This window comes from Streptosporangium sp. NPDC049248 (assembly GCF_040678965.1).
Taxonomy (GTDB): domain Bacteria; phylum Actinomycetota; class Actinomycetes; order Streptosporangiales; family Streptosporangiaceae; genus Streptosporangium; species Streptosporangium fukuiense.
This window is the reverse complement of the sequence record NZ_JBFAQY010000001.1, coordinates 163,208-184,068: the sequence shown is the minus strand read 5'-3', so window position 1 is coordinate 184,068 and position 20,861 is coordinate 163,208. Positions and strand designations below refer to the sequence as shown.

22 protein-coding genes and 1 tRNA gene are annotated in these 20,861 nt (G+C 68.7%); 4 read left to right on the top strand and 19 right to left on the bottom strand.

Translation table 11 applies throughout. From position 1 onward, the window contains the following. Positions 1 to 121: 121 nt before the first annotated feature. Complete coding sequence (gene serC, locus AB0K21_RS00905) at positions 122 to 1,231, top strand: phosphoserine transaminase (protein ID WP_343968447.1); 1,110 nt, start codon at positions 122 to 124, stop codon at positions 1,229 to 1,231. Between the two features lie 80 nt (positions 1,232 to 1,311). On the opposite strand, the gene AB0K21_RS00900 is transcribed toward serC, so the two are convergent. The 11 genes from AB0K21_RS00900 to AB0K21_RS00850 all read right to left on the bottom strand — a co-directional run bounded on the left by AB0K21_RS00900 (position 1,312) and on the right by AB0K21_RS00850 (position 12,019). After that, positions 1,312 to 1,719, bottom strand: coding sequence for a BlaI/MecI/CopY family transcriptional regulator (locus AB0K21_RS00900; RefSeq protein ID WP_343968449.1), 408 nt, complete (start codon positions 1,717 to 1,719; stop codon positions 1,312 to 1,314). A gap of 396 nt (positions 1,720 to 2,115) precedes the next feature. After that, complete coding sequence (locus AB0K21_RS00895; RefSeq protein ID WP_364146866.1) at positions 2,116 to 2,772, bottom strand: rhomboid family intramembrane serine protease; 657 nt, start codon at positions 2,770 to 2,772, stop codon at positions 2,116 to 2,118. A gap of 155 nt (positions 2,773 to 2,927) precedes the next feature. Next, on the bottom strand, positions 2,928 to 3,692 hold the full coding sequence (locus AB0K21_RS00890; protein ID WP_343968453.1) for a crotonase/enoyl-CoA hydratase family protein: 765 nt from the start codon (positions 3,690 to 3,692) through the stop codon (positions 2,928 to 2,930). A gap of 9 nt (positions 3,693 to 3,701) precedes the next feature. Further along, positions 3,702 to 4,475 carry an SDR family oxidoreductase gene (locus AB0K21_RS00885; RefSeq protein ID WP_343968456.1) on the bottom strand — a complete coding sequence of 258 codons (774 nt, stop codon included), beginning with the start codon at positions 4,473 to 4,475 and terminating at the stop codon, positions 3,702 to 3,704. Positions 4,476 to 4,599: 124 nt separating this feature from the next. Beyond that, the gene (locus tag AB0K21_RS00880; protein WP_343968458.1) at positions 4,600 to 4,938 is read right to left on the bottom strand and encodes an STAS domain-containing protein; all 339 of its coding nucleotides are present in this window, start codon (positions 4,936 to 4,938) and stop codon (positions 4,600 to 4,602) included. Between the two features lie 103 nt (positions 4,939 to 5,041). Beyond that, on the bottom strand, positions 5,042 to 5,779 hold the full coding sequence (locus tag AB0K21_RS00875; protein ID WP_343968460.1) for an ABC transporter ATP-binding protein: 738 nt from the start codon (positions 5,777 to 5,779) through the stop codon (positions 5,042 to 5,044). Then, positions 5,776 to 6,492 (bottom strand): cobalt ECF transporter T component CbiQ, encoded by a 717-nt coding sequence (gene cbiQ / locus AB0K21_RS00870; RefSeq protein ID WP_343968462.1) that lies wholly within the window; start codon positions 6,490 to 6,492, stop codon positions 5,776 to 5,778. Before cbiQ ends, AB0K21_RS00875 begins: the two co-directional genes overlap by 4 nt. Before the next feature lie 47 nt (positions 6,493 to 6,539). Then, entirely contained in the window at positions 6,540 to 7,589 is a 1,050-nt protein-coding gene (locus AB0K21_RS00865) for an energy-coupling factor ABC transporter permease (protein ID WP_343968465.1), read from the bottom strand. A 133-nt stretch (positions 7,590 to 7,722) separates the two neighbouring features. Then, positions 7,723 to 9,630: a glycosyltransferase family 2 protein gene (locus AB0K21_RS00860; protein WP_343968467.1), complete on the bottom strand. Its 1,908-nt coding sequence runs from the start codon at positions 9,628 to 9,630 to the stop codon at positions 7,723 to 7,725. Positions 9,631 to 9,835: 205 nt separating this feature from the next. Continuing rightward, entirely contained in the window at positions 9,836 to 10,759 is a 924-nt protein-coding gene (locus AB0K21_RS00855) for a hypothetical protein (RefSeq protein WP_343968469.1), read from the bottom strand. 759 nt (positions 10,760 to 11,518) lie between these two features. After that, entirely contained in the window at positions 11,519 to 12,019 is a 501-nt protein-coding gene (locus tag AB0K21_RS00850) for a hypothetical protein (RefSeq protein WP_343968471.1), read from the bottom strand. 426 nt (positions 12,020 to 12,445) lie between these two features. Here AB0K21_RS00850 and AB0K21_RS00845 point away from each other — a divergent pair, with 426 nt between their 5' ends. Then, positions 12,446 to 12,832 (top strand): hypothetical protein, encoded by a 387-nt coding sequence (locus AB0K21_RS00845; RefSeq protein WP_343968473.1) that lies wholly within the window; start codon positions 12,446 to 12,448, stop codon positions 12,830 to 12,832. 170 nt (positions 12,833 to 13,002) lie between these two features. Here AB0K21_RS00845 and AB0K21_RS00840 read toward each other — a convergent pair whose 3' ends face one another. The 4 genes from AB0K21_RS00840 to cysS form a co-directional block, all read right to left on the bottom strand. Continuing rightward, positions 13,003 to 13,422, bottom strand: coding sequence for an NUDIX hydrolase (locus tag AB0K21_RS00840; RefSeq protein WP_364146857.1), 420 nt, complete (start codon positions 13,420 to 13,422; stop codon positions 13,003 to 13,005). A gap of 139 nt (positions 13,423 to 13,561) precedes the next feature. Beyond that, a tRNA-Thr gene (locus tag AB0K21_RS00835) sits at positions 13,562 to 13,634 on the bottom strand. Between the two features lie 72 nt (positions 13,635 to 13,706). Beyond that, positions 13,707 to 14,675, bottom strand: coding sequence for a 23S rRNA (guanosine(2251)-2'-O)-methyltransferase RlmB (gene rlmB, locus AB0K21_RS00830; protein WP_343968475.1), 969 nt, complete (start codon positions 14,673 to 14,675; stop codon positions 13,707 to 13,709). Positions 14,676 to 14,698: 23 nt separating this feature from the next. After that, positions 14,699 to 16,096: a cysteine--tRNA ligase gene (cysS, locus tag AB0K21_RS00825; protein ID WP_343968477.1), complete on the bottom strand. Its 1,398-nt coding sequence runs from the start codon at positions 16,094 to 16,096 to the stop codon at positions 14,699 to 14,701. Between the two features lie 193 nt (positions 16,097 to 16,289). Between cysS and AB0K21_RS00820 the strand changes: the two genes are divergently transcribed. Together AB0K21_RS00820 and AB0K21_RS00815 are read left to right on the top strand one after the other, a co-directional pair. After that, positions 16,290 to 17,591 (top strand): DUF2637 domain-containing protein, encoded by a 1,302-nt coding sequence (locus AB0K21_RS00820; RefSeq protein WP_343968479.1) that lies wholly within the window; start codon positions 16,290 to 16,292, stop codon positions 17,589 to 17,591. A gap of 61 nt (positions 17,592 to 17,652) precedes the next feature. Then, complete coding sequence (locus AB0K21_RS00815; RefSeq protein ID WP_343968481.1) at positions 17,653 to 18,864, top strand: fumarylacetoacetate hydrolase family protein; 1,212 nt, start codon at positions 17,653 to 17,655, stop codon at positions 18,862 to 18,864. Between the two features lie 11 nt (positions 18,865 to 18,875). Here the strand turns inward: AB0K21_RS00815 and AB0K21_RS00810 are convergent, their stop codons facing one another. The 4 genes from AB0K21_RS00810 to AB0K21_RS00795 form a co-directional block, all read right to left on the bottom strand. Further along, positions 18,876 to 19,142 (bottom strand): GlsB/YeaQ/YmgE family stress response membrane protein, encoded by a 267-nt coding sequence (locus AB0K21_RS00810; RefSeq protein ID WP_364146852.1) that lies wholly within the window; start codon positions 19,140 to 19,142, stop codon positions 18,876 to 18,878. Positions 19,143 to 19,234: 92 nt separating this feature from the next. Next, positions 19,235 to 19,501, bottom strand: a complete 267-nt coding sequence (locus AB0K21_RS00805) for a GlsB/YeaQ/YmgE family stress response membrane protein (protein WP_343968485.1) — start codon at positions 19,499 to 19,501, stop codon at positions 19,235 to 19,237. 187 nt (positions 19,502 to 19,688) lie between these two features. Continuing rightward, complete coding sequence (gene ispF, locus AB0K21_RS00800) at positions 19,689 to 20,147, bottom strand: 2-C-methyl-D-erythritol 2,4-cyclodiphosphate synthase (RefSeq protein ID WP_343968487.1); 459 nt, start codon at positions 20,145 to 20,147, stop codon at positions 19,689 to 19,691. 17 nt (positions 20,148 to 20,164) lie between these two features. Beyond that, positions 20,165 to 20,647, bottom strand: a complete 483-nt coding sequence (locus tag AB0K21_RS00795) for a CarD family transcriptional regulator (RefSeq protein ID WP_030924410.1) — start codon at positions 20,645 to 20,647, stop codon at positions 20,165 to 20,167. Positions 20,648 to 20,861: the final 214 nt, after the last annotated feature.

Below are 20,861 nucleotides of genomic sequence, written 5' to 3'. Positions count from 1 at the left end.
CCGGCCGCCACCCGGTTTCCCGTCCCCGCGATCACCTCGCCCGGCCCAAAACCATCCCACGTCTCGTCTCAGAATCCGGACCTCGTCCTGGATCGATCCGCGGGCTCAGTAGGCTGGTCATGTGGCTGACATCGTGATTCCCTCTGACATCAAGCCCGCCGACGGCCGTTTCGGCTGCGGGCCCTCGAAGGTGCGCCCCGAGCAGCTCTCTGCTCTCGCCGCCTCCGGTTCCAGCCTCCTGGGCACCTCTCACCGTCAGAAGCCGGTGAAGTCGCTCGTCGGGCGCGTCCGCGCGGGACTGTCCGAGCTGTTCTCCCTCCCGGAGGGGTACGAGGTCGTCCTGGGCAACGGCGGCACCACCGCGTTCTGGGACATCGCCGCCTTCGGGCTGATCCGCGACAGGTCACAGCACCTGAACTTCGGCGAGTTCTCCTCCAAGTTCGCCTCCGTGGCGGCCAAGGCCCCGTGGCTGGGCGACCCGACCGTGATCAAGTCGGAGGTCGGCAGCCACCCCGAGGCCAGGCTGGAGGAGGGCGTCGACGTCTACGCGCTCACCCACAACGAGACCTCGACCGGCGTCGCGATGCCGATCAGGCGGGTGGGCGAGGAGGGCTCGCTCGTGCTCGTCGACGCCACCTCCGGCGCCGGCGGCCTGCCGGTCGAGGCGAGCGAGTTCGACGTCTACTACTTCGCCCCGCAGAAGAGCTTCGCCTCCGACGGCGGCCTCTGGATCGCCCTGATGTCCCCGGCCGCGCTGGCCAGGGTCGACGAGATCGCGTCGAGCGGGCGCTACGTCCCCGACTTCTTCAGCCTGCCGGTGGCCATCGACAACTCCTCCAAGGACCAGACGTACAACACCCCTGCGGTCGCCACGCTCTTCCTGCTCGCCGAGCAGATCGAGTGGATGAACGGCAACGGCGGCCTGGCCTGGACGACCGCTCGCACCGCCGAGTCGGCCCGGCGCCTCTACACCTGGGCGGAGAAGACCTCCTACACCACCCCGTTCGCGGGTCCGGAGTTCCGCTCCAACGTGGTCGGCACGATCGACTTCTCCGATGAGATCGACGCCTCCGCGATCGCCAAGGTCCTGCGCGCCAACGGCATCGTCGACACCGAGCCCTACCGCAAGCTCGGTCGTAACCAGTTGCGCGTCGCGATGTTCCCGGCCATCGACCCCGACGACATCGAGGCCCTGACCACCTGCGTCGACTACGTGGTCGAGCGCCTGTAGTCCCGCTCCCCGGCGGTGCCGAGCCCGATGGCGGCGGGCACCGCCGGGATTCGTCCGGTGAGACCTCCGTCCCCGCGCGGCTAGGGCAGGGCGCTCGAAGGCCCGCCCGTGCCCGGAGTGAACGCCTGCTCCCCCGCGCGCCGGGCCAGTTCGTGTAGCAGGCGCAGGGCGTCGTCCGGATCCACTCCCTCCGCGAACCGCGAGAGCACGGGGGCCCGGTCCGGGCTGCCCGCCAGGGCCGCGAGCATCAACCCCGCCACGTGCTCGTCCCGGGAGCGGCTGGCGGTGTAGCGGAAGGCGTTGCGCACGGGTGCCCTCTCCAGCAGGCCCTTTCTGACGAGACGCTCGGCGACGGTCTGCACCGTGGTGTAGGCCAGGCTCCGTTCCGCGTCCTGGTTCAGCATGTCCTGCACCTGGCGGACCAGCAGTGGTTGCTTGCAGCCCCACAGCACGTCCATGATCGCGCGTTCCAGGGATCCCAGGTTCACCCGCGGCCACCTTTCGAGGGTCGCGCCCGGCAGCGGATGGCCCTGGAGAACATGTACGGGCACGCAGCCAGGCAGGGTCACACATGAAATTTGGTCATATTGTTACTTAAATCCATCGATGCGGCCATAGCTGATGAATGTCGACCCTCTTAACCGGCCGCGCTCCAGATCGCCGCTATTCGCCCCTGGAGCGCGCACACCACTCATCCGACCCCCGAATATTCCCGTAGCGCTACAAAGGCCCTACGTGGCCCTTACAGCCCCGCACAGCGCCTATCCCTGGACGAAACTCCAAGAGCCAGCCGGATGCTCACAAACCCACGGCGCGAAGAATGACGTACGGCGGGACCTCGACGGGCAGAAGGGACGGCGACCGGGGCGAGGGAGTTCGGAGACTCAGTAGGCGGGAGAGACATCCCGCCGGCGCTTGCGGCGCAGCACCCAGGCCGCGATGACGCCACCGATCAGGCCGAACAGGTGCCCCTGCCAGGAGATGCCCTGCTCTCCGGGGAGCACCCCCCAGACGATCGAGTAATAGGTGATCGCCACGCCGATGCCGATCACGATGTCGAGGGCGCGGCGGTCGAACAGGCCCCGGGCGACGACGAAGCCGAAGTAACCGAAGACCAGGCCGCTGGCACCGACCGTGAGGACCCTCGGCTCGTTGACGAACCAGATGCCCAGGCCGCTGACCAGGACGATGATCAGACTGGCGGCCAGGAAGCGGCCGATCCCCCGCAGCGCGGCGAGGAAGCCGAGAATCAGCAGGGGCAACGAGTTGGCCATCAGGTGGCCGAAGCCGCCGTGCAGGAAGGGGGCGAGGAGGATGCCGCCCAGACTCTCCGGGACCCAGGACTGGATTCCGTAGACGTCGAGCGCCCCCTCACCGGGCAGCACGTAGTCGACGATCTCGACCACCCACATGACGCCGACCAGGAGGACGTTGATGATCGCGGCGCCCAGCGCACCCGCCGCCAGGTTTCCCGCCCTTCGCTTCAGGAGGTCGCCGGAGGATCGGCCGGTGGGGGTCATCCCGGTCGCGTAGTCGTTCATTCACTCTCCTGGCCTTGGAGCGGCGTCGTGGATGTCAAGTGCCCCCGCCGCACCTGCCCACACCTTTACCGTACGCACTCCCGGCCATGAACGCGCCGGGTGTGATCCATCGATCACACCCGGCCCGCGAATCCCCTCCGGAATCCGAAAGGGGCCTACTCACCCTTCCACTGGGGGGCGCGCTTCTCGGCGAAGGCCGCCGCGCCCTCCATGGCGTCCTTGGAACCGAACACCGGGTTGATGATCTCGCCCTGCTTCTTGAACATCTCGTCGAGGCTCCAGTCCGCGGACTCGACGATCACACGCTTGGTCGCGGCGAGCGCCATCGGGGCGTTGGCCGCGATCCTCCTGGCGAGCTCGACGGCCTTGGCCAGCGCCTCCCCAACCGGGGTGATGTGGTTGACCAGGCCGACCTCGTACAACCGGGAGGCCGGGAAGTGGTCGCCGGTCAAGGCGATCTCCATGGCGATGTGGTACGGAATGCGGCGCGGCAGCCGCATCACGCCCCCCGCCCCCGCGACCAGACCCCGCTTGGGTTCGGGCAGCCCGAACTTGGCCTCCTCGGAGGCGATGATGATGTCGCAGGCCAGCGCCAGCTCGCAGCCTCCGGCCAGGGCGTAACCCTCGACGGCGGCGATGAGCGGCTTCTTCGGCGGCGTCTCGGCCACCCCGCCGAATCCCCTGCCCTCCACGACCGGGAAGTCTCCGCTCAGGAAACCTTTCAGGTCCATACCCGAGCAGAACGTGCCACCGGCGCCGGTAAGGACGTAGGCGGCAACGTCCTTGCGCTCCTCCAACTCGTCCAGCGCGGCGGCGACGCCCCTGGCGACCGTGCCGTTGATGGCGTTCCTGGCCTTGGGCCGGTTGATCGTGATGACGGCTACGCCGTCGTTCACTTCGACCAGAACCTCGTCAGACACCGATGACTCCTACTTGGGCTGGAAGCGGATGCCGCCGTCGAAACGGATCGTCTCGGCGTTCATGTAGTCGTTCTCGATCAGCGAGCGGACCAGGTGCGCGAACTCCGAGGCCAGTCCCATGCGCTTGGGGAAGACCACCGGGGCCACGAGCTTGGCCTTGAACTCATCGGCGTTGGGCGAGAAGCCGTAGATCGGGGTGTCGATGATGCCCGGGCAGATGGTGTTGACACGCACGCCGATGGCGCCGAGGTCGCGCGCGGCCGGGAGGGTCATGCCGACGATGCCACCCTTGGACGCCGAGTAGGCGACCTGGCCGGTCTGCCCCTCCAACGCCGCCACCGAGGCGGTGTTGATCACCACTCCGCGCTGGCCGTCCGCGTCGACCGGCTCCGTCTTCGCGATCGCCGCGGCACCGATGCGCATGAGGTTGAAGGTGCCGATCAGGTTGACCTCGATGACCTTGCGGTAGGAGGCCAGGTCATGGGGCGAGCCGTCGCGACCCACGGTCCGGCTGGCCCAGCCGATGCCCGCGCTGTTCACCACGACACGCAGCGGCTTGCCGGTCGCCACGGCCGCGTCCACGGCCGCCTGCACCTGCGCCTCGTCCGACACGTCGGTCTTGACGAAGACGCCGCCGAGCTCGTCGGCAAGGGGCTTGCCGCGCTCCTCGTTGAGGTCGGCGATGACGACGGTGGCACCGTGCGCGGCGAGGTCGCGGGCCGTGGCCTCGCCGAGGCCGCTGGCACCGCCCGAGATGATTGCTGCTGCTCCGTTCAAGTCCATGAGCGGACTTTAACCCGCGGACCGAATGAAGTTCTACTCGGGGTGGGTTAAATCTCTCCGATGCCGGTGCTCGCCCCGGCCGGTCGGACGGCACCCCGCCACGGCACGGCACGCCGGATGGAGCCTAGATCTCTCCGACGGCGGTGCTCACGTCGGGATAGACCTTGATCCGCCGGTCGAGCCCCGTCGTACGGAGGATCCGGGCCACCGGCGCCTGGGGGGCGGCCAGGCAGACCCCGCCGCCACCGCTCGTGGCCAGCCGCCACGCCTCGATCAGCACCGACAACCCGCTGGAGTCCATGAAGGACAGGTCGGTGAGGTCGAGAACCAGTCGCGAACCGTCCAGCTTGATCGCGTCACGGACCTCGTCTCGCAGGAAGGGAGCGGTGAACAGGTCGAGTTCGCCCTCGACAGCCACCACCACGGCGTCGCCGACCGCGCGGCGAGCCAGCCGTAGCTTCATCAGTCCTCCTCGCGCCCAGGGCAGACCCACTTTACTTCGCCGCCGCAGCACACGAGGTCGTGCGCGATTCTTCACAGGGAATCGCAGCCTGGGGGCTCCGGAGTCACGAGGCCGCGAAACCGTAGGGCAGTTCGAGCCGATGGGCGGCGAGCAGGTCGGCATCGGCGAGGATCCTACGGGTCGGCCCGTCCGCGGCGATGACGCCCCCGGAGAGAATGAGCGAGCGCTCGCACAGCTCCAGCGCGTAGGGCAGGTCGTGGGTGACCATCAGGACCGTCACGTCGAGGCCCCTGAGGATCTCGGCGAGCTCTCGCCTGGAGGCCGGGTCCAGGTTGGACGACGGCTCGTCGAGCACCAGGATCTCCGGCTCCATGGCCAGCACCGTCGCCACCGCGACCCGGCGGCGCTGGCCGAAGGACAGGTGGTGCGGTGGCCGGTCGATCGTCTCCAGCATGCCCACGCGCTCCAGCGCGTCCTTGACCCGGTGCTCCAGCTCCTCGCCCGTGATGCCCAGATTGGCCGGGCCGAAGGCCACGTCCTCGCGGACGCTCGGCATGAAGAGCTGGTCGTCGGGGTCCTGGAAGACCAGCCCGACCCGCCTGCGGATCTCCTTGAGCGATCCCTTCCCGACCGGCAGCCCCGCCACGGCCACCGTGCCGTGGCCGGCGGTCAGGATGCCGTTGAGGTGCATCACCAGCGTGGTCTTGCCCGCACCGTTCGGCCCGAGCAGCGCGACCCGCTCACCGCGCTCCACGCGGAAGTCCACGCCGAACAGCGCCTGCGTACCGTCCGGGTACGCGTACGCCAGACGGCTCACCTCCAACGAAGGCGGCGCGGTCATGCGATCCCCCAGCTCCCGAGCAGCACGGCAAGCGCCGCACCTGGCAACATACCGGCGACGAGCCACTGCCGCGACGCGACGGACAGGTCCTGGATGACCGGCATCGAGCCGGTGTAGCCCCGGCTGAGCATGGCCAGGTGCACCCGCTCACCCCGCTCGTAGGAGCGGATGAACAGCGCCCCCGCCGATCTGGCGATCACCGGGATGTGCCGCACGTCCCTGGCCACGAACCCGCGTGACTCCCGTGCCACCCGCATCCGGCGCATCTCCCCCAGGATCACGTCCAGGTAGCGGAGCATGAACATGGCGATCTGCACCAGCATCGGCGGCAGCCTCAGACGCTGGGCGCCCAGCAGTATCAGCCGCGGCTCGGTGGTGGCCGCGAGCAGCACGCTCGCGACCACGCCCAGGGTCGCCTTGGCCAGGATGTTCCAGGCGGCCCACAGACCGGCGACGCTGAGCGAGAGTCCCATGAACGTCACCCGCTCGCCGAACCCGATGAACGGAATGGCCAGCGCGAACAGCACGAACGGCACCTCGACCACCATCCGCCGCAGCAGGAATCCCGCCGGGACGCGTGCGGCCGCCGCGACGGCGGCCAGGAGCACGGCGTACAGGCCGAAGGCCCAGAACCACTCGCGCGGGGTCGCGACCACCACCAGGGCGAACCCGGCCACCGCCACCAGCTTGCACTGGGGGGGCAGCCGGTGCACGAGCGTGTCGCCCGGCCGGTGAAGCCGATGGTGGTGCCCCGCCCCCACTAGACGGAGACCTTCCTGTCGCTGTCCTCGCCGCGCCCGGAGCCCTCGTCACGGCGGCGCACCGTGAAGAACAGCCCGCCGCCGACGGCGAGGGTCACCCCGACGCCGATCAGACCGGCCACCCCCACCGGGATGCCGCCCACGTCCCCGTAGTCGGCGAGCGGCTGCTCATCCAGCGAGTGGTCGGTCGCCTGCCCGCTGAAACCCTTGTCCTCGGCGACGCGCTCCAGACCGTCGGGCGAGGAGGAGGCGTAGAAGCTGACCACGCCCGCCAACAGCGCCGCCACCGCGATACCGGCGGGCAGGAACCAGCCGGGACGGCGCGCGGCGACCGGCGCCGAGGGCGCCGGAGACTCCGAGGTGACGGTCACGTCACCGCTCGCGCCGCGCAGGACCAGCGGCGCGGCGAGTTCCCTGGCGCCGTACACCAGGTCGGGCCGGATCGCCAGGACGGTGCTGACGGTGACCGCGGTGATCAGGCCCTCCCCGATGCCGATGAGCAGGTGCACGCCGCCCATGGCCGCGGCGACCGTGCCGATCTCGATGGGCGCGGTGCCGCCGATCCAGAACAGCAGGGTGAAAGCCAGCGCCGTGGCGGGCACCGAGACCAGCGCCGCGACGAACGAGGCCGCCACCACGGCTCCCCGGCCCCGCACGCTCCGGGTGATCAGGCGGAAGACGCCCCATCCGACCAGTACGGCGACGACGCCCATCAGCGTGATGTTGACGCCCAGCGCGGTCAAGCCGCCGTCGGCGAAGAAGAACCCCTGTACCAGGAGGACCACCGCCACGCACAACACCGCCGTGTACGGGCCGACGAGTATCGCGGCGAGCGCACCGCCAAGGAGGTGGCCGCTCGTGCCCGCGGCGACCGGGAAGTTGAGCATCTGGACGGCGAACACGAAGGCGGCGACCAGGCCCGCCATGGGGGCGGTGCGGTCGTCGAGTTCACGGCGGGCACCGCGCAGGCAGACGGCCACGCCCGCAGCCGCGACCACCCCCGCCGACAACGACACCGCCGCGTTGAAAAAGCCATCGGGTACGTGCACGACAAGCCTCCGAAGTGCGGATTTGACTCCACTTTAGGCCATGGGCTTGTAGTTGCAAGATACTGGCATTAACGCCCGACGAAGGTCTGGTGACTTCCGCATGCCACCGGGCTCGCGGCGGTCCCGGGTGCCGTCAACACACGATGCGTCTGACGAAGGTCCGGGGACCGAGGGTACGGACCACGGTACTGAGCCGCCCCTTGCCCGCCGTGGCGTAGGGCCTGACGCTCCACCGGGTCGCGCCGCGCCACCAGGTACGCGGCTGCTCGATCATCTCGGGCACCGCCTCGATCCTGAAGCGCGCGGGAGGCCCGCCCAGGTCCATCTCCAGGTAGGCGTCCCAGGTACCGGGCCCCAGCCGGCCCATCGCCTGCCAGGCCGTGAACGTGCCGTCCTCTCCGACCGTGACCGGCTCACGCCGCTCCCGGCTCGACTCACGCTCCCGCCAGACCAGGTAACGCACCGCGTCCGCCGCCGGAACGGCGGTGCCCACGGTGACCTCACCGTGCAGCACCAGCCGGTGTCCCGCCGCCCAGCGGGCGCGCACCAGCCTCGCGCTGCCCGGCACCGCGACCACGTGGCCGCCGATGTCAAGACTGAGGTTGCCGTAGGGGCGGGTGAAGTACGGCAGGGCGACGACGTCGCCGACCACTCGCGGCGCGGGCGGCACCGGAAGCGCGGTCAGTCCGTCCCGGTCGAAGCCCAGACGTGCGAGCCGGGGAACACCCTCGAAGGCGACGGCCACGTGAACGTCCCAGATGCCGGAGGACAGGGCGGTGACGTCGACGACCCCGGTGAACTCCGCGCAGTCGCCCGTCGCCGGGACCACGACCTCGTCGCAGGGGCCGGTGCCCGCGTGCCGGCGTCGCAGCACCAGGGCGAGGTCGCCGCCGACGATCTCCGGGCGGTCGTACCGCTCCAGCGTGCTCAGTGCCACCTTGCCGGAGATCGCCAGCCTTCCCTCCCGCTCCCAGCGGAGCGCGGTGAGCTCCCTGCGGACCGAGGCCGACTCGATGTGCGCCAGCCGCACCAGGCGGTCGATGTCCTCCAGCGCGGCGATCCTGCTCCGGTCGATCGCGGGGAGCCGGTCGCGGACCCCGTCGGTCAGCCACCGCTCGCACATGTCGGCCACCTCGGCGGCGATCTCCTTGCGCTCGACCTCCCCCGCGTCCAGGAAGGGCCTGCCGAGGTTGCCGAAGGCGTCCATCCGGAAGTGCCGCCGCAGGAGGTGGTCGCGAAGGTCTCCCGGCCGTACGTGAGCGAGCATCAACTCGATCGGCCGCCTGATCATCCGCAGCCAGGACACCGGGTCGCGGCTCCCCTGCCGCTGCATGATGCTGGTGCCGTCGGGCCGGGCGACCAGGTGGTAGCAGTCGTAGTCGGCGACCACCGAGATCACGTTCGCGTGGCAGTAGGCGTGGGTGGTGAAGACGACGTCCTCGCCGACCAGAAGCGTCTCGTCGAAGCGGATGGCGTGCCGCTCCAGCATCTCCCTGCGGAACAGCTTGAAGCAGCTCAGGCTGTTGTAGACCGCGCTGTCACCGAGCGGCACCCGCTCGGCGTTCTCCCTGAACATCGAGATCGGCACCTTGCGGTCATGACCGACGATCTTCCCGAGCACGATGTCCGAGCCGTTGCGGTCGGCCATCGCGAGCATCCGCTCCAGCGCCTGGGGGCCGAGGTAGTCGTCCGCGTCGCAGAAGAAGACGTACCTGCCGCGCGCGTGGGAGAGGCCGACGTTGCGCGGGCGCCCCGCGCCGCCGGACGCCTCCTGCCGGACGACGCGGATCACCCCGCGGTGACAGGAGGCGTACAGGTCGAGCAGCGCGGCACCGCCGTCGGTGGAACCGTCGTCGACGACCACCACCTCCAGGGCGACCCGCTGGATCAGCAGCGAGGTCAGGCACCTGTCGAGATAGGGCCGACAGTTGTGCAGGGGGACGATCACGGTGACGTCGACGTCGGACCGGATCGCCTCCTCCCTGGTGATATCGCAGCCGTCCCGCCCCGTGCGGACTCGCTGAAGAGTCGTTACCGCCACCGCCGCGCCCCTCGTCGGTTACTTTCCGCTTATCTAGCGTCTCAGTATGTGATGAAGGGCCGCCCGTGCGGAGCAAATCCACAGGGTTGCCTCCCCGACCTACTCCCGGCGAAGGCTGAATTCGGAGAGAAACCATTGGTTCGCCCACCATCGACAGGAAACCCGCCGCCCGACCGGCCCGTAACACCGGAGACGCACCGCACCCTCAAACCTCGCTCCCGGTCCGGTCGAGGTCGTCTCGATCACGGTCGGCACGCCCGCCCGGGGCCCGGTCCGCCCCGAGCGCCTGAACCCGACGGCGGCGCGGCAGCCAGGCGATGACGTACAGCGCGAGCGCCACCACGATCAGCGCCCCGAAGAGGCGCAGGGGGAGGATGACGAAGGTCGCGCTTCGCCGGGATGTCCCGCCGCTCCCGGAGACCGACACCGTCGCGCGGCAGAGGCACATGAACGGCGGATCCGCCCATCTGACGGCGACGTCCCTGCTGTCTCCCCTGAGCAGGGTGAAGTCGGGAAACGGCACCTCGTACCCGTTAACCTCCACCTTCAGCGCGCGGGGGCCGAGGAAGTCGCGGTGAACGGTCCCGAGATTGTCGACGGTGGCGGTGAAGTCGACGGGGCCGCCCGTCGAGAAGGCCCCGGAGGTGCGCAGGTCACCAACGCGCACGGACGTGTCGATCGGCCCCGGAACCGTGATGTAGATCGGTGTTCCGATCGCCCGGTTCAGCTTGATGTTGCCCCCACCGGCCTCTGCCGGGGCCACGAAGAGCAGGGCCACCTGGTGCTCGCCGTGCTCGGGCTCCGGCGGGGGGTCGATCAGTACGGTGACGCCCCGCTCCGCACCGGGGGCGAGACGGAAGCTCGCCGGCCTGACCTTGAGCCAGTCGGCGGCCGAGCGGGGTGCGTCACGCTCGAAGAGCACCTTCCCGGACTCGTCCATGGCGAAGCCCACCCTGTCGACGACCACGTCGACGGGCGCCCGTCCCCTGTTGGCCACCTGGAACGACTGAGGCTCGTCGATCTCCTCCGGGGCGACGACCAGTCGTGGCGGACTCACCGTCAGCGAGAAGTCCGACTCCGGGACCGCGTCCGGTGCCCCGAAAGCCCCCGACCCAACCGCCGCTGTCACGCCTCCTGCCGCCAGAAGCGCAATGATCACCTGCCGAAGCCGCCCAGCCACCGCGCAACCCCCAGTCAGCCTCGACGGTCACAGCCTGCCCGAAAGCTCCACCGGCAGGCACGCTCCGGCCCCATAGGCGCCGGCCCGACTCCAGCCGGCACACGGAGACATTCAAGATCTTTTTTACTTACAGTAGTAGCGTCGACACAGAAGGCGCAAGTTTCCGGCAGGACGTGTCGCCGCCCGGACGCCCCGCTCATCCACCAGGCCAGAACCCCCAGGCGCATGCGTCACGCGTGTTCTTTTTGCGACAAGGCCATCACCCAGGCTCCAGGACGGGCGTTCGAGAAGGCGCGAGCAGGCGGCCATTCGGGCACGCGAGGGCAGGAAGACCACGAATTTCGCCTGAGCCGTGAAAGGCCAGGTCACCGGAGATCGGTCGACCTGGCCTTTCACCTGCGAGCCGACGAGGAGAATCGAACTCCTGACCTACAGTTCACAAGATCTCAGCACGCAACCCTCTGATCTGCCGCGTTCCAGGTCAAGGGTGGTCTCGCTGTGTCCGTGAGTCTCCGTGATTTCCCCTTGTTCACCCTCCTGACGGGCACGCAACGGGCACGCAACGGGCACGGCATGACGCTCAACCCAAACCGCATTAGCAGCTCTGATCTTGCCCGTTCCGATCAGTTCAACCTGAGTCAACGCGGCTTGGTGGTCCATCTGGAACGGGAGTGAACGACGTTGGATTGCAACTAGGGGCCCTCCTGGTCAAGGTTCGACGAGGGCTATCTGCTCGGCGCAAGCGGCTCGGACGACGGCGATCAACTGCGGTTCAGTGCGTCCCCAGCCCGCTCCCCATTCGTCATCCAGCCCGTATAGAGCGCCAAGTGGTGGTGTGAGCATCTCATCGGGATAATTCCAAGTGATCATGAGTCGTTCGATCACCGAGACCAGCCAATGGTCACCACCGTCGCCTGCGAGGCACAACCGCGCCATGTCGGCATAAACAGTTTTCACAGCGTCGGACCTGGAAGGTATCGCGGTGTCCGTATCCGCGAGAGCCTCGACCAGCACATCGCGCACCTCGTGCGGATCACGTCCGTCAAGCCCCGCGAGAATGCGCAACGTCTCACCATCCATGTCCTGGACGAGCCAATGAGCGGCCCACATGGGGACACAATCGGTAGGCAAGATTTCCAGTTCATACCAGGCAGCGACCAACCGCGGAGACGGAATCAACTGTCCTGCATCGTACGGCCAGCCATGCACAGGAAGCATCGTGTCACAGCTGCCTCGGTGAAGTGTCGTCACCGTATCCCCCGGCAGCCAGGTTGGAAGATCTCGGTAAGCGCCCCTCTGACCTGCTGCGTTCCAGGTCAGAGGCGGTCTCGCCTTACCTGCGAGTCCCCGTGACTCCCCCTTGGTGACCCTCCTGACGGGCACGCAACGGGCACGGCCTGAGAACCCCGTGCGGACGCACACACCTCCCCCGCCGAATCTTCCCGTCGCCGTCGTCCCACCCTCCGGGGAGCGCCCTGGCCCCGGTCTGCTCGGCTTGCCCAGGGACGACGGCGACGGGAAAATCCGGCCCCCAACCACTTACGAACCCGGTTCTTGCTCCTGGCAATCATCCCGGAGCCGAAGCGCCCCCGCCGGAGGCATCCCCTTTGGACCTGGCCTATGGATACTTACGCCATGGCACCCTCGGAGATCCCGCGCACCGTTAAGGCTGTCAACACAACCCAGCTCATTCACCTGGACGAAGAGGCGACGGTGTGCGGGCTTAGCCGCCAACACGGAGGCGGGTGGTTGGCCGAGTATGCCGATCCAGAGGCCACTCACTACTTGTGGCCGGCCCTGGTTCACAGCTTGAACCACCGGCCGGAGCACTCACCGCATTGGCGCTGCATGCTGTTGCTCGCTCTGCGAGAGGGTCAGCAGGTTTTCTCGCTGCTGGACGTCCTGCCGGCCTCTTTCTACGCGCTTCCAGAGAACCTGGACCGTGCGACAAAGACACAGATCGCCCAAAGGCTGTTGGCGTCGATGCAGACGGTGGCCGAGTGGTCTGAGCATCACGGTTGAGACGTTGCCCGATGGCCTACGCCATGAACTGCTGTCCTATCTGGCCTCGCGGCCCGAGCTGCCAGCGGCCGGGACCGACCTCCAGGCCGCACGCCCGGCCGCCGAGCGAGCGTAGGGCCGCGAGGCGGCGCGCCGCGCCACCGCCTTGATAACCCGAACAATTCGGCAAGTCACCCGTGAAGCTTTGATGACCCGAGTAGATGAATGCCGTCGTGGTGGCGGATGGCCGGCGGTTGGTCGGGGTGCATGGCGTCGAGGACGCGGATGGCGAATGCCTCGGATGCGAGTGATGAGACCTCGTCCGTGGTGACCCAGCGGAAAGCGCGGGTTTCGTCGGTCTCGGTGAGCTGGCCGCCAATGACCTTGCAGCGGAAGACCAGGGCGACGATGCCGCGTGTCATGTTCTTGTAGACGCCGGTCAGGGTGACGGGCTCGACGTGCAGGCCGGTCTCCTCATGGATCTCTCGGAGGAGGCCGGTGGTGATGTCCTCGTCGCGTTCCAGGACTCCGCCGGGCGCTTCCCAGTGCTCGTTGTCTCGACGCTGGGTGAGGAGCGCGCGGCCCTGACCATCGATGATCACGCCTGCCACACTGACGAAGTGCCCCGTGTGGTGATCCACCGGATGTCCTCCAAGGCCGCCGATCGCTGTTCGCGGACTGCGGTACACGTGTGCACGAAAGACCAAAGGGCCAGGTCACCGGATACCGGTGACCTGGCCCTTCGCTGCGAGCCGACGAGGGGAATCGAACCCCTGACCTACAGTTTACAAGACTGTCGCTCTGCCGATTGAGCTACGTCGGCATGGTCGCCAGACGATTGTAGTCGGCTCGCGCCTCACACGTCACCGAGGTATGCCGCGACGAGTGCGAACCGTTAGGAACGACGCTTGCGGGCGACCTCGTAAAGGGCGATACCGGCGGCGACGCCCGCGTTGAGGGACTCGGCCGCGGCCTGCATCGGGATGCGGACGACCAGGTCGCAGGATTCGCGGACCAGGCGGGACAGGCCCTTGCCCTCCGAGCCCACGACGACGACCAGCGGGCCGTCGAGGAGGTTGGCCTCGCCGATGTCGACCTTGCCCTCGCCGTCCAGGCCGATCACGAACAGGCCCGCCTCACGGTACTCCCGCAGGGTGGCGGTGAGGTTGGCGGCGCGGGCGACCGTCAGGGTGGCCAGCGTGCCCGCCGAGGTCTTCCAGGCACCGCCGGTGACCCCGGCCGAACGGCGGGAGGGGACGACCAGGCCGTGGGCGCCGAAGGCGGTGGCCGAGCGGGCGATGGCCCCCAGGTTGCGAGGGTCGGTGACACCGTCGAGGGCGACGATCAGCGGCACCTCCGCGGCGTCCTGGGCGATGCGGACGAGATCGTCGGGGTGGGCGTAGTCGTACGCCGGGATCTGCAGGGCGATGCCCTGGTGGATCCCCCCCTCGGTGAGTCGGTCCAGCTTCTCCCGCCCGACCTCCAGCATCGCGATGCCACGGTCGGCGGCGATGCGGACCGCCTCCTTGACGCGGTCGTCGTTGTCGATGCGCAGGGCCACGTAGAGCGTGCTGGCCGGGACTCCGGCCCGCAGCGCCTCGACCACGGGGTTGCGCCCGCCGATGTGCTCGGGCGCGTCGTCGCTCCGTCTCGGACGAGCCGAGGTGCGCGGGGAGGCGGACCTGCCGGTCTTCTCCTCGCGCTCGATCCGCTCGGCGCGTGCCTTGTCCTTGTGCCAGTGCCGCATGTGCGCCGGCGGGGTGGCCCCCCTGCCCTCCAGGCCTCGGCGGACGTTGCCGCCGGTGCCCTTGGTCGGACTCTTCTTCTTCGCGGGTCGCCCGGACCCTTTACCCCCACCAGCCATGGTCTATAGCGTACGGCCTGGTTTTACCGCGAGAGTTCCCAGCGAGGGCCCTGGGGGGTGTCCTCGACATGGATCCCGGCGCGGGAAAGCTGGTCACGGATGCCGTCGGCCGCCGCGAAGTCCCTGCGTGCCCGCGCCGCCTGCCGCTGCTCCAGGGCGACGGCGACCAGCGCGTCGACGGTCGCCCGCATGCCGGTCTCGCCGCCCGTGGAGCGCCACTGCTCCGAGCGCGGGTCGAGGCCGAGGACGTCGAGCATGTTCTGCGTCTCGGCGAGCAGCCTGGCGACCTGCTCCTTGTTGCCCTGGGCCAGCGCGACGTTGCCCTCGCGGACCACCTCGTGCACCACGGCGAGCGCCTGGGGAGTGCCCAGGTCGTCGTCGAGAGCCTCGGAGAAGGCCACCGGGAGCGGCGCGTGCGCGTCGACGTCATGGATGACCTCGGCCGCGCGGGTGACGAAGCCCTCGATGCGCTGGTAGGCCGTGGCGGCCTCGAAGAGCGCCTCCTCGGAGTATTCGATCGAGGAACGGTAGTGCGGGGCCGCCAGGTAGTAGCGGAGCTCGACCGGGCGGACCTTCTTGGTGACCTCGGGGATCAGCAGGGAGTTACCGAGCGACTTGCTCATCTTCTCCGCGCCGATCTTGAGCATGCCGTTGTGCATCCAGTAGCGGGCGAAGCCGTCGCCGGCCGCCTGGGACTGGGTCAGCTCGTTCTCGTGGTGCGGGAAGATCAGGTCGACGCCACCACCGTGGATGTCGAAGGTCGAGCCGAGATACTTCGTCGCCATGGCCGAGCACTCCAGGTGCCAGCCGGGGCGGCCTCGGCCCCACGGGGTCGGCCAGGTCGGCTCGCCGGGCTTCTCGCCCTTCCAGAGCGCGAAGTCACGCGGGTCGCGCTTGCAGGAGTCGCTCTCGGTGTCACCCGCGGCCCGCATGTTCTGAAGCTTCTGGTTGGAGAGCGACCCGTACCGGTCGGCGTAGGACATGACGTCGAAGTAGACGTCGCCACCGGAGGCATAGGCGTGGCCGGCGGCGATCAGCCGGTCCATCAGCTCGATCATCTCGGGCACATGGCCGGTGGCCCGTGGCTCGACGGTCGGAGGCAGGCAGCCCAGCACCTCGTAGGCCCAGGTGAAGGCCCTCTGGTTACGCTCGGCGACGGCGAACCACGGTACGTTCTCCGCAGCCGCGACTCTGATGATCTTGTCATCGATGTCGGTGACGTTGCGGCAGAAGGTCACCTCGTAGCCCGACCTGATCATCCAGCGACGGAGCACGTCGAAGTTGACGCCCGAGCGGATGTGCCCGATGTGCGGGGGAGCCTGCACGGTGGCACCACACAGGTAGATCGAGGCCCGGCCGGGTTCGACCGGGACGAATTCGCGGACGGTGCGTACGCTGGTGTCGTATAGCTGCAGGCTCACGAGGGCAAGGCTAATGCCTCACCTCCCCTCACAAGCCAGGTTGCGGGACGTTGAAGACACCCACTAGAGGATTTTCTGACCATTAGTAGCGAATGTCCCCCAGCCGGTCCGTGAAAGAGCACCGGGTGGAAGACATACCCGGAAGCGATACGGACGATCATGCCGGGTGTCGATTCTGTAGGCTCGAAGAGCCATGGACGCCAAATCCCCCGCGGCGGCAGACTCGCTCTCCCGCCCGTCACCGCCCCTGACCACCGCAGAACCGAGCAGGACAGTCCTCGCCCTGCGCCGTACCGGGATCGCCGTCGCCGGAGTCGGCGTGGCCGCCCTCACCGCCGCGGCCTGCGTGCTCTCCTTCGAGGACCTGCGCGCCCTCGCCCTGGCGGGCAGGGCGCCCGCCGGTCTCGCGTATCTCTATCCCGCCGCCTTCGACGCGCTGCTCGTCGTCGCGATGATCGGCGTGCTGCTGCTGAGGGGCGGCCGGTGGCCGGTACGGCTGCAGGCGGGGGTGGTCCTGACGCTGCTGTTCGCCGGCGCGGCCGCCGCCGAGGTGGCCACCGCCATGCGGATGGCGGTGGACGAGCAACGGGCGGCCGTCGTGGTCGCCGTCGCCCCCTGGGTGATGCTGATCCTGGCCCTCTGGCTCTGGCTCCTGCTGATCAGGCACGCCGCCGCCAGGCGTACCGCGACCGACGCGACCCTGGCCGGTCGGATCGCCTCCGAGCACGACATCGTGCCGTTCCCCGAGGCGGGCCGGCCGCCCGCGGAGTACCCGGGCGCGCCGGACCGCGAGGAGCGCCGGCAGGGGCCCGGCCACCCCGGACAACTGGTGCACCACCCCGCGGCCGAGATCATGCTCGATCCGCACGCCGCCCCTCCGCTGGAGACGGTCCCGTACCACGACCTCCCGACGGGTGAGCCTGTGGTCGGTCCCACCGCGGCTCCGGAGACCCCCGAGGTCACCGACGTCCCGCAGGGTCCCCCGCCGCGGAAGGCCGCGGCCCCCCGGCAGGGAAAGCCGATGCGCTGGGGTGACCTGGTCCGGCCCCGCCAGGGCGATCTGCTCGTCCACCCGCCCCGTCCCGGCCCGCGGACGACCGAGGAGGAGCAGGGAGACGAGGGCAGGGTCAGCGAGCGGGTGGAGACCTGGGACACCGGCGCCGGCCTCCCCCCGGAGCGGGAGGCCCGGACCGGTGAAGCCGATACGGCCGAGGCCGACCCACCCGGCACGGCTCGGCGCGACACGGAGGAGGTGAGCGAGCGCGACGCCGACACCCAGCCGATCCTCGCCGTGCAGGGCCGGGCGGCGAACGTCACGCCCGGCGGGACGGCGAAGGCGGATGCCACGGGCAGGAGAGCGGGCGGCTCGCCCGACCCCGCGCACGGTGCCGAGGCCGCCGAGGCCGGGGAGGAGGCCCAGGCACGCCGGGAAGACGGCGGCGCGGCTCCTCCCTCCGGGCGGATGCGCAGCACACCCGTCCCGCCCGGCGAGTGAGGGGCGAAAGCTTGACCCCGCCCGCATGACCACCTGACCGGATCCGGGGAACGAAGCCGGCGTGACGAAGTGCTGGGTGAAGGCCTCCGATGACAGCGGCTTCCCGGTGCGGAACCTGCCCTTCGGGGTCTTCTCGCGCCGCGGCGAGTTCCCCCGTGTCGGCGTGGCGATCAGCGACCAGGTACTGGATCTGGGCCTGCTGGCGGAGACCGGGGTGCTGAAGGGCTCGCACTGGTTCGCCTCCGGCACCCTCAACGCGTTCCTGTCCGCGGGGCCGCGAATCTGGCAGGAGGTCAGGGAGCGGTTGATCCATCTGCTCACCGAGCCGTCATGCCGCCCGGCGGTGATGCCCGCGCTCGTCCCGATGGTCGAGGTGCTGATGCACCTGCCGTTCCACGTGGCGGACCTGATCCGTTTCCAGTCGTCCATCGAGCACGAGACGAACCTGGGCCGGATGTTCCGGCCGCCCGGCGACCCACTGCCGCGCAACTGGCCGCGGATGCCCATCGGGCAGTACGGCAGGGCGTCGAGCGTGGTGGTCTCCGGCACTCCGGTCGTGCGCCCGTCGGGTCAGCTCCGGGGCCTGGGAGGAGCCGACCCGGTATTCGGGCCGTCCACTCAGCTGGATCTCTCCGCTGAGATCGGCTACGTGGTCGGCGTCCCCTCGACCCCGCCGCACACGCTGGGAACCCAGGCGTTCGAGGACCACGTCTTCGGAGTGGTGGTGGTCAACGGCTGGCGGGCCCAGGACATCATCGCCTGGGAGAGCACACCGCTCGGGCCGTTTCTGGGACGGTTCGCCACCTCGATCTCTCCGTGGGTGGTCCCGCTCACGGCGCTGGAGTCGGCCCGGGTGGTGCCGCCCGCCCAGGACCCGCCTCCGCCGCCCTATCTGCTGGCCAGGCGGCAGTGGGGCCTGAACCTCACCCTGCGGGTCGAGTTGAACGGCCGGCTCCTGTCGGAACCGCCGTTCGCCACCCAGTATTGGACCGGTCCGCAGCTATTCGCTCACACAGGTGTGAGCGGCGCCCCGCTGCGGACCGGCGATCTGCTCACCTCCGGGCCGGTGTCAGGATCGGCCAGAAGCCAGTTCGGCACGCTGCTCGAACTGACCTGGAACGGCCGAGACCCGCTCGGTATGCCGGACGGAACCGAACGGGTCTTCCTGGAGGACGGCGACATCGTGCGCGTCACCGCGAGCACCTCCGGCCCGGAGGGGGGCCAGCTGAGCCTCGGCGAGGTCACCGGGGTGGTCCGCCCCGCTGTCCGCTAGAGGCTTGCTCGTCAGACCCTGGAGCGCTTGAGACCGGCGACCAGGCCGACACCGACGACGGCCAGGGCCACCTGCATGACGAGTTCGATCCAGTCGATCCCGTCCGTGGTGGCGACGCCGAGAACCTGGGCGATGGCGGTGCCGATGAGCGCCGCGACAATGCCGACGACGATGGTCAGGATCAATCCGATCGCCTGCCTACCGGGAAGCAGCAGACGACCGATGACACCGATGACAGCGCCGATGACGATTGCTCCAAGAATGGACTCAATAGTCATTTCAACCTCCCAGTGAGGGTGAGACCTTCACTCTCACAGGGAGGTGGCTACCCCCCGTGTCATGGATATTCCTGTGGACGGCAAAAATTCGGTCAGTGCGACTTCCTCGCCTGCATCTGAACGACGAGGAGCACTCCGATCACGGCGACCGCGAGTTGGATGAGGTGCTCCCACCAATTGATCCCCCGCGTGTTGGTCAGACCGACCGACGCGGCGATGGCGGTGCCGATAAGGGCCGCGACGATGCCGACGATAAGCGTCAGGCCGATGCTCAGGTTCTGGCGCCCCGGAAGGATGAGGCGTGCCAACGCGCCGATGATGGCGCCGATGATGATTGCGGAGATAATCGATCCGATCATGTCCGGCTCCCCCTGTCACGAGACACAGTCATCAGGGAGTTACCCAGCGCATTCATAGATCATCCCAAAAAGGGGTGGCCCGTACCGCGCCAGGAAACGGGCCACCGCCTCGATATGGATCGACGGGCATTCCGCGCCGCCCGCCGGAACGTTTCGACGTTCCGCATGAGAAGACGCCCGGCGACCGCTAGAGGTTCACCACGATCGCGGTCGCGATGGCCGCGACGCCCTCACCCCGGCCGGTGAGGCCCAGCCCGTCGGTCGTGGTGGCGCTGACGCTCACGGGGGCGCCCACGGCCGCTCCGAGGGCCTTCTCGGCCTCGACGCGGCGGGGTGCCATCTTGGGCCGGTTACCGATCACCTGGACGGCCACGTTGCCGATCTCGAAGCCTGCGGCTCGCACCTGGCGAGCGGTCTCCTCCAGCAGGGCGGCACCGGAGGCACCGGCCCAGCGAGGATCGGACGTGCCGAACAGGCCTCCGAGGTCGCCGAGACCGGCTGCCGACAGCAGGGCGTCACAGGCCGCGTGAGCCGCGGCGTCGCCGTCGGAGTGCCCGGCCAGGCCGGTCTCCCCGGGCCAGTGCAGGCCGGCGAGATGGAGCTCGCGACCAGAAGCGAACGGGTGGACGTCGACTCCGACGCCCACCCGTGGAAATGTCCTGTTCAGGAGTTGAGAACCTCGTCCAGTAGGGCCTCTGCCTTGTCCTCGTTGGTCTTTTCCGCGAGCGCGAGCTCGCTGACGAGGATCTGCCTGGCCTTGGCCAGCATTCGCTTCTCTCCCGCGGAAAGCCCGCGTTCCCTGTCTCGTCGCCACAGGTCGCGAACGACCTCGGCGACCTTGTTGACATCACCGGACGCCAACTTCTCAAGGTTCGCCTTGTAGCGGCGGGACCAGTTCGTGGGCTCTTCGGTGTGAGGCATTCGAAGCACGTCGAAAACGCGCTCAAGACCCTCTTGTCCGACTACGTCGCGAACACCCACGAGTTCGGCGTTGTCAGCCGGCACCTGGACGGTAAGGTCGCCCTTGTCGACCTTAAGAACCAGGTAGGTCCTTTCCTCACCTTTGATGGTCCGGGTCGTGATCGCCTCGATCCGAGCAGCCCCATGGTGGGGGTAGACGACAGTGTCGCCGACCTGGAAAGTCATGTGACAAGTACCCCTTCCGCTGTACTCAAGAGTACCACGTATCCACAGCCTCCCGGAACAGTGAAATCACCATAACTGCAGGTCAAAGCCGCGTCTTATGACTTGACAAGTGCTCAAGTGTGTGAATCAAGGGGGCAAAAAGCACTTATGACCTGCGTTCCCCGCCTCCGAATGATCAGGCGGGGCGAGGCGGAAGCCGGTAAACGTCGCCGAT